Consider the following 6,468-nt stretch of genomic DNA (forward strand, 5'->3'; position numbering starts at 1 on the left):
TCCAACTCCATATAGGCGGGGGCAGTGGTGTTACCGGACAATTGTAATGGCACAAACCCTTGTTTGGCCACTTTTTCTCGCTTGTGCCGGTTGTAATGAGATACCCAGTAATTCAGGACACTGATCGGTAGACCTTCTTGTGCACAAAATAACTGCTTACCCTCAGGGCTTGAAAGCCACTTCTCAACAATAGGGTACATCTGTGATAGTTTACGCATAACGATTTTTGCACGCTATATTAAACCAATGGCTCAAATTTTCAAACAGGTAGTTTACAGTAGGCTTACTATTATTCAACTTTGCATATCTTCTGGTATGTAAAGCTTTACATACCAGAAGTTACTTCGAGCAAGCCCTGGACAATGACCCCAAAAGGGCGGGGTATATGCTGTCCAAAATACAACAACTATATCTGATAGAGCGGCGAAGCAAGGAAATGGGGTTTTCCTATGAGCAACGCTACTATTATCGCAAAAGGAAGGCTAAGCCTGTACTGAAAAAAATAGAGAAGTGGCTCAAAACCAATATCTATGAAGTAATGCCCAAAAGTGCCATAGGCGTAGCGATTGCCTACACCCTGAAACTATGGCCCAGGCTGAAACGGTATGTACAGAACGGCCAATGGGAAATAGACAACAATAGCGTGGAGAACAGCATTCGCCCACTCGCTTTGGGACGGCGTAACTATCTGTTTGCCGGATCGCATCAAGCCGCCTGCAATGCGGCTATGCTGTATTCCTTCCTAGTGTAACGATTACTAAATAAGATTACTTTTAATATATTTGCCTTATGGCAAGTATAGGAACAATTATAATTAGCGAATGGGATCGTGAAGCACTCACACTTCGCTCCCGCTCTCATAAGTTACCGAGGCGAGACGTACTTAGAGCTCAGATTATCTTACTCTGTGCGAGTGGGAAGAGCTATGATGAAATCCAATCGGCACTTCCTATCAGCAGACCTATGATTAACAAATGGAAAGGTCGTTACAAAAAGATGGGCATAGCTGGTTTAAAAGATCAGACTCGTTCGGGTAAGCCTGCCATCTTTAGTGAAGCAGCTAAGGCTCGTGTCATTCAATTGGCCTGTAGCCCACCGGGGGAAGGCTATACCAATTGGAGTCAGAGAAGAATAGCCTCAGCGGTGGGGATGAGTCAAAGTAAAGTTCATCAGGTTCTATCTCATCATCATTTAAACCCTCACAAGGTGGCCTATTGGTGTGGCAAAAGTACTGACCCTGAGTTTGAGGAAAAAATGCTCAATGTAATAGGGCTTTACCTCTCCAAAGACGAAAAGGCCATGGTCTTATCCGTTGATGAAAAAACGCAAATACAGGCTTTGGATAGAAGTCAACCTGAATTACCGCTAAAAAGTGGGCTCCCCAAAAGGCATACTGTCACTTATAAACGTAACGGTACGGTATCATTGATGGCTGCCCTGGCAGTACATGAAGGGGAAGTCACCGCACAAACCATTGACAAGAACAACCATGTGAACTTTTTGAAGTTCCTCAAAAAACTCTACCGAAAATACCCTGACAAACAACTACACATTATTGTGGATAATCTCAACGTACACAAACATAAAAAGGTAAAAGCATGGGTAAATAGCAAGAAAAGGCTCACCATGCATTTCACGCCAACCTACTCTTCCTGGCTCAATCAGATTGAAAGCTGGTTCAATATTTTAAGCAAAGATGTGCTGAAGCGAGCAATATGGCATTCCAAACAACAACTCGTTGATCAGTTAATGGAATATGTCCAAACTTACAATGCCACACGAGCCAAAACTTTTCAATGGAATTACGCACCTCATAGTAAACTAACTTGAAAATCAATACACTAGGCACCTACAAGATCAATGAGGTGGAACCTTTTCAATGGCTAAAAGAAACCCTGACAAAAATCCCGGACTGCATGGTCAATGATTTAGAAAATTTGTTGCCCATCAGGCAGGTCTAATCCATCATCAGCAAAAATATTTGTGAAAGCTAACAAAATCAACAGGTAGCGAATCGAAGGGATACTATTATTCGACCAGAATATTTCTTTTAGAGTAATAAAGAAATTATCTGATCACTTTGCATATTTAGGAACCTTTCATCCAACACTTTTATCATAAATAAACTGATCAAAATGCTGGAAAATTCGTTATCTTTGATAGAATGGAAAAGATCGTACTTAGGATAAAAGATAATAGCAAGCTTCGTTTTTTCTTGGAGTTATTAAAACAGTTTGATTTTGTAGAAGTAGAAAAATCAACTTCAAAACGGAAGACAACTAGCAAACAATATGATCTTTTTGCTTCCGCAGGAATGTGGAAAAACCGGGAAATCAATGCGCGCCAACTTCGTGAAAAAGCATGGAAAAGGGCCAGCTAATTCTCTGTGACACGAATATTATCATAGAGCTTTACAAGGGAAATCCAGCTATCCTGAAAACATTAAAATCCATTGGTCAACAAAATATTTCAGTTAGCATTATTACAGCAGGTGAACTGATTTACGGTGCTTTAAACAAAAGAGAATTAGCCCGGATCAAAAAAGACATTGCTCATTTGCCGATACTTGGGATAGATGAAGCTGTATGTGATAAATTTTTAACTTTAATGTCAACTTATGCATTGAGCCATCAACTTAGCTTACCGGATGGGTTTATTGCAGCGACAGCGCTGGCACATCAAATACCACTTTATTCTCTCAACAAGAAAGATTTTAAGTATATCAAAGGGTTAAAATTTTATGAGGCAGGATAATACACTTGCCAAGCTAATTGCGACACGTTTATTGCGTTTAAGTCCCGTTGTTTAATTTTGTACCCCATATGTACCCCCTCCCTCCTAACCCACTGAAAATCAACACATAGAATTTTCTGTATCGGGAAGTAAGTTAACTATTTTATTATCAATTGCTTAACCTGCTTTTTGATCCATCAAAAGCAAATAAACTGACTAGAAATAAATATATTTTATTGTTTTCGCAAGTTTCTCCGTTTCAGAATTGTACAGTTTTTGAAAATGCTTACAATCAGCTTGAATAAAACAAGGCTATAACACTTTACACATCTTTGCAGGCAAAAAGCACAAGTGTAACCTTTATTGTAAAAATTGCAGTTATCTACAAAAAAACTCCAATTACATTTGTACTATTTATAACTACGGGAAATGAGAAATTTTTTATTCATTCAACTTCTCTTTATACAGATAACAGCTTTTTCACAAGACCTTATCATTGCCGACTATAATGGCCCTACCAATTTTGCTCAGTATGAAGAGTTTTCGGTGGATATTACTATCGAGAATACGGGTATTGTGGGGGTAAATCACTCTACTTTTGCCGCCTATATATCAACCGATAATCAATGGCAAGCTTCAGATATTCTGGTTGAGAGCTTCTTGTTTTATTCACCGCTGGGTGCAGGAAAATCAATAACCAGACAAACATATCGGGGTAGAATTGATGTCACACCCGGAACTTACTATCTAATCATTATAGCAGATCCTGAAGATAACGAAACTGAAACGAATGAGACAAACAACATTTTAATAATTCCAAATATTGTTGTCACTCCCCCTGATGTTGATTTTACGTTTATGTCATTTTCCCTTGACAAATCCACATACTACCAAAACGGCCTGGTTAAACCAAGCTATGTGTTAGAAAACCTGGGCACAACAGATACCGGGGGCGAAATCAGAATAACATATGTGTTAAGTACCGATGCTACTTTTAGCCAAGATGATAAAGTCCTTTATGAGGATCGACTTAATTTAAATGGGGTTGACAAAATTAACTCAAGTACTACCTGGAACACTATCTTACCAGCCGTGGAGAGTGGTGACTATTACATTGTGGCTTGGATAGATCGCAGTATCGATGAATTCGAAAGGTTTGATGAGACCAATGAGAGTAACAATATTTTCGCTATTCCCATAAAAATTAATGAATCCAATGCTGATCTTATAATTACATCCAGTTCTGTAAGAGAATATGAAGATAGGTGGGGTTTGTTAGGAGCGGACCTGTACATCCGTAATGACGGATCTAATGCGATTGCCGGATTTTCGGTAATGGTTGAATTAATCGATCAAAGTGGGATACCGAAAGGTTTTTCAGGAGATGAGTACCTGGGTTTACCATATAGCAATTTAGATCCCGGTGAGGAAAAAAGTTTTTATTTGGATTTTAAGATGTTCTATAGCACCCCAGGAACATATAAGGCCAAGTTCACTGTGAATCCTGGAAATAAACTGGTGGAGTCAAATTATCATAACAATACCCATATCGATGAGTATAATACAATTGTTATTCCTCCACCACCGGCACCGGGAGTAAGACTCAATGATATAATAACACTGGAAGAAGTAAATGATACTGATCTGCAAATCCATCTGAATTTGAATCTTTCAAATTCAGGAAATAATAGTGGATTTAATCAGAATTATACCTTTCTGATAAAGAATAGTGAAAATATTACGGTACATTCCGAAAAGCTTAACTTGCCAATCAACTTTGGTCCAGGTCAATCTGCTGATAAAATCTTAACACTTAACCTGTCTTCTACACTCCCCGAAGGTTCCTATCAAATATCCGTTTCCTGCACAAACGCATGCCATACAACACCAACATCTAAAAACATCAATTTAACGGTATATCCTACCTCGTATACTATCACCGGTTCCATCAAAGGCGAGGATGGCCAACCCATTACCAAGGGAAAATTATTTCTTTACCAAAAGAATATTTTAGGTAATGTTGATTTCATACAAAAGATTGAACCGTATGAAGGACCCGATTTTTCATTTAATATTGATGGACAACCACACACGCTATACTTCATTCCTGATCCTGCACAATATCCAGAATATGTACCCACCATATATAGCAAGTCACTAACATTGAAACCTACTAACTTCTTCACGGCTTCAAATGACATGAATGTGAATATGGAGGTGCTTAAAGTGCATGCTTTAGAACAAGGTACGGGAGTCATTAACGGTAATGTTACATTGAGCAATACTCAAAGACCAGCCAGTGAATCACAGCGAGCGGTTCTTGCAATTGAACCCATTCCTGTTATTCTTATTTCATCAACAGGACAGGTTGCAGGTTTTACCTACACGGATGCCTCTGGATTTTTTGAATTTAAAAACCTGCCACGCGATAACTATGAGATTATGTTACGTTTTGAACCGGACAACGCGGAAGTGGCGAATTCTTTAAGTGTTGATATAACCCATAAAAACATGACCGTTGATCTGGAAGTAAAACCGGAGGGTATTAACCCGACCAAATCTCAATTATATTTGCCACAGAAAATAACACTTGATGAATTCACGATGTACCAATATGGTGACCCTTCAATCAAACTTGAGATGCAAAGCGATCTTGGATTACCGATTGAGTACACTAGTTCTGATAACAGTATAGCCGAAGTGATTAATGGCGAAATCATAATCAGGGGGGTGGGCACCGTTGTTATTACTGCGAATCAAGCAGGAAATAATTTTTACCTCCCCTTTTCAAACAATAAAAGCCTTACGATTAATAAAGCTAACCAAGCAATAACTCTTAACCCCTTGGCACGAAAGACATTTGGTGATAATCCGTTCGCCATTGAAAGTGCATCTACTTCAGGTTTAACAGTAAATCTCCGATCATCCGACCCAACCATAGCCACTATAAGTAATAATATAGTTACCATTCATGGGGCCGGTACGGTAGAAATCATAGCAGAACAACCGGGTAGCGAATTGTACGAAGCTGCGTTGCCGGTAGGTGAAAGTCTGACTGTTGAAAAATCAGCACAGACTATTTTATTCGATGCATTTCCCGAACTAACTAGTGATATGGATTCGTTTATACTTTCTGCTACAGCTAGTTCCGGGTTGGATATTTCCTTCGAATCAGCCAATCCAGAAATCGTCTCAATTCATGGAAATGTGGCGACTATTCATAAAGATGGAATGGTAAATATAACTGCACGTCAATCTGGAAATCAAAATTACTTAGCTGCTGAAGAAATCACACAAACTATGGTTATCAACCTTGTGCTTGGCATAGAAGCATTTGACTTAAACAAAAATATTTATCCTAACCCAACCACTGAATTTGTATTTATTCAGGTACCGGAACTAACTGACATTGAAGTATTCGATGCACTCGGGCGGATTAGATATGATATTGTATGGAAGGATAACAAACTTAATTTTTCCCAGGCTGACACCGGTGTTTATTTTGTGAAAATTTCCAGCAGAAATCACTCTGCAGTTTCCCGGGTGATCAAAAAGTAATTGATGTTCAGTTTAATGAAAGTTTCATTGCATTTAATTATACCACAATGAATATCCCTAGCTCTGCCTGGCCATGAGTGAGTTGCATAATTTGAATACCAGGGGCTAAAAAATATTCTGAATGCCTATAAGGACAACCTTTGGCATTTATCACTTACAATATTTGCATTTATGTGT

At 38.8% G+C, this 6,468-nt stretch carries 7 protein-coding genes; 6 read left to right on the forward strand and 1 reads right to left on the reverse strand.

The window, feature by feature from the left end; genetic code table 11:
- Positions 1–200 (reverse strand): IS66 family insertion sequence element accessory protein TnpA (gene tnpA, locus AC04NP_RS30120; protein WP_482863834.1); only part of this gene is annotated, 200 nt, incomplete at its 3' end.
- Between the two features lie 110 nt (positions 201–310).
- On the opposite strand from tnpA, the gene AC04NP_RS30125 reads away from it, so the two are divergent.
- The 6 genes from AC04NP_RS30125 (at position 311) to AC04NP_RS30150 (ending at position 6,291) form a co-directional block, all read left to right on the forward strand.
- Positions 311–751, forward strand: a complete 441-nt coding sequence (locus AC04NP_RS30125) for an IS66 family transposase (RefSeq protein WP_482863841.1) — start codon at positions 311–313, stop codon at positions 749–751.
- Positions 752–789: 38 nt separating this feature from the next.
- Positions 790–1,830 carry an IS630 family transposase gene (locus AC04NP_RS30130; protein WP_482863835.1) on the forward strand — a complete coding sequence of 347 codons (1,041 nt, stop codon included), beginning with the start codon at positions 790–792 and terminating at the stop codon, positions 1,828–1,830.
- Positions 1,827–1,961, forward strand: a complete 135-nt coding sequence (locus AC04NP_RS30135) for a transposase domain-containing protein (RefSeq protein ID WP_482863836.1) — start codon at positions 1,827–1,829, stop codon at positions 1,959–1,961. Before AC04NP_RS30130 ends, AC04NP_RS30135 begins: the two co-directional genes overlap by 4 nt.
- Positions 1,962–2,164: 203 nt before the next feature.
- A complete protein-coding gene (locus tag AC04NP_RS30140) occupies positions 2,165–2,380 on the forward strand; it encodes a hypothetical protein (protein ID WP_482863837.1) in 216 nt (71 codons plus the stop codon).
- On the forward strand, positions 2,362–2,754 hold the full coding sequence (locus tag AC04NP_RS30145) for a PIN domain-containing protein (RefSeq protein ID WP_482863838.1): 393 nt from the start codon (positions 2,362–2,364) through the stop codon (positions 2,752–2,754). Before AC04NP_RS30140 ends, AC04NP_RS30145 begins: the two co-directional genes overlap by 19 nt.
- A gap of 408 nt (positions 2,755–3,162) precedes the next feature.
- Positions 3,163–6,291 (forward strand): CARDB domain-containing protein, encoded by a 3,129-nt coding sequence (locus AC04NP_RS30150; RefSeq protein WP_482863839.1) that lies wholly within the window; start codon positions 3,163–3,165, stop codon positions 6,289–6,291.
- Positions 6,292–6,468 lie beyond the last annotated feature (177 nt).

The sequence above is a fragment of the Agaribacillus sp. DX54 genome, from assembly GCF_056858335.1.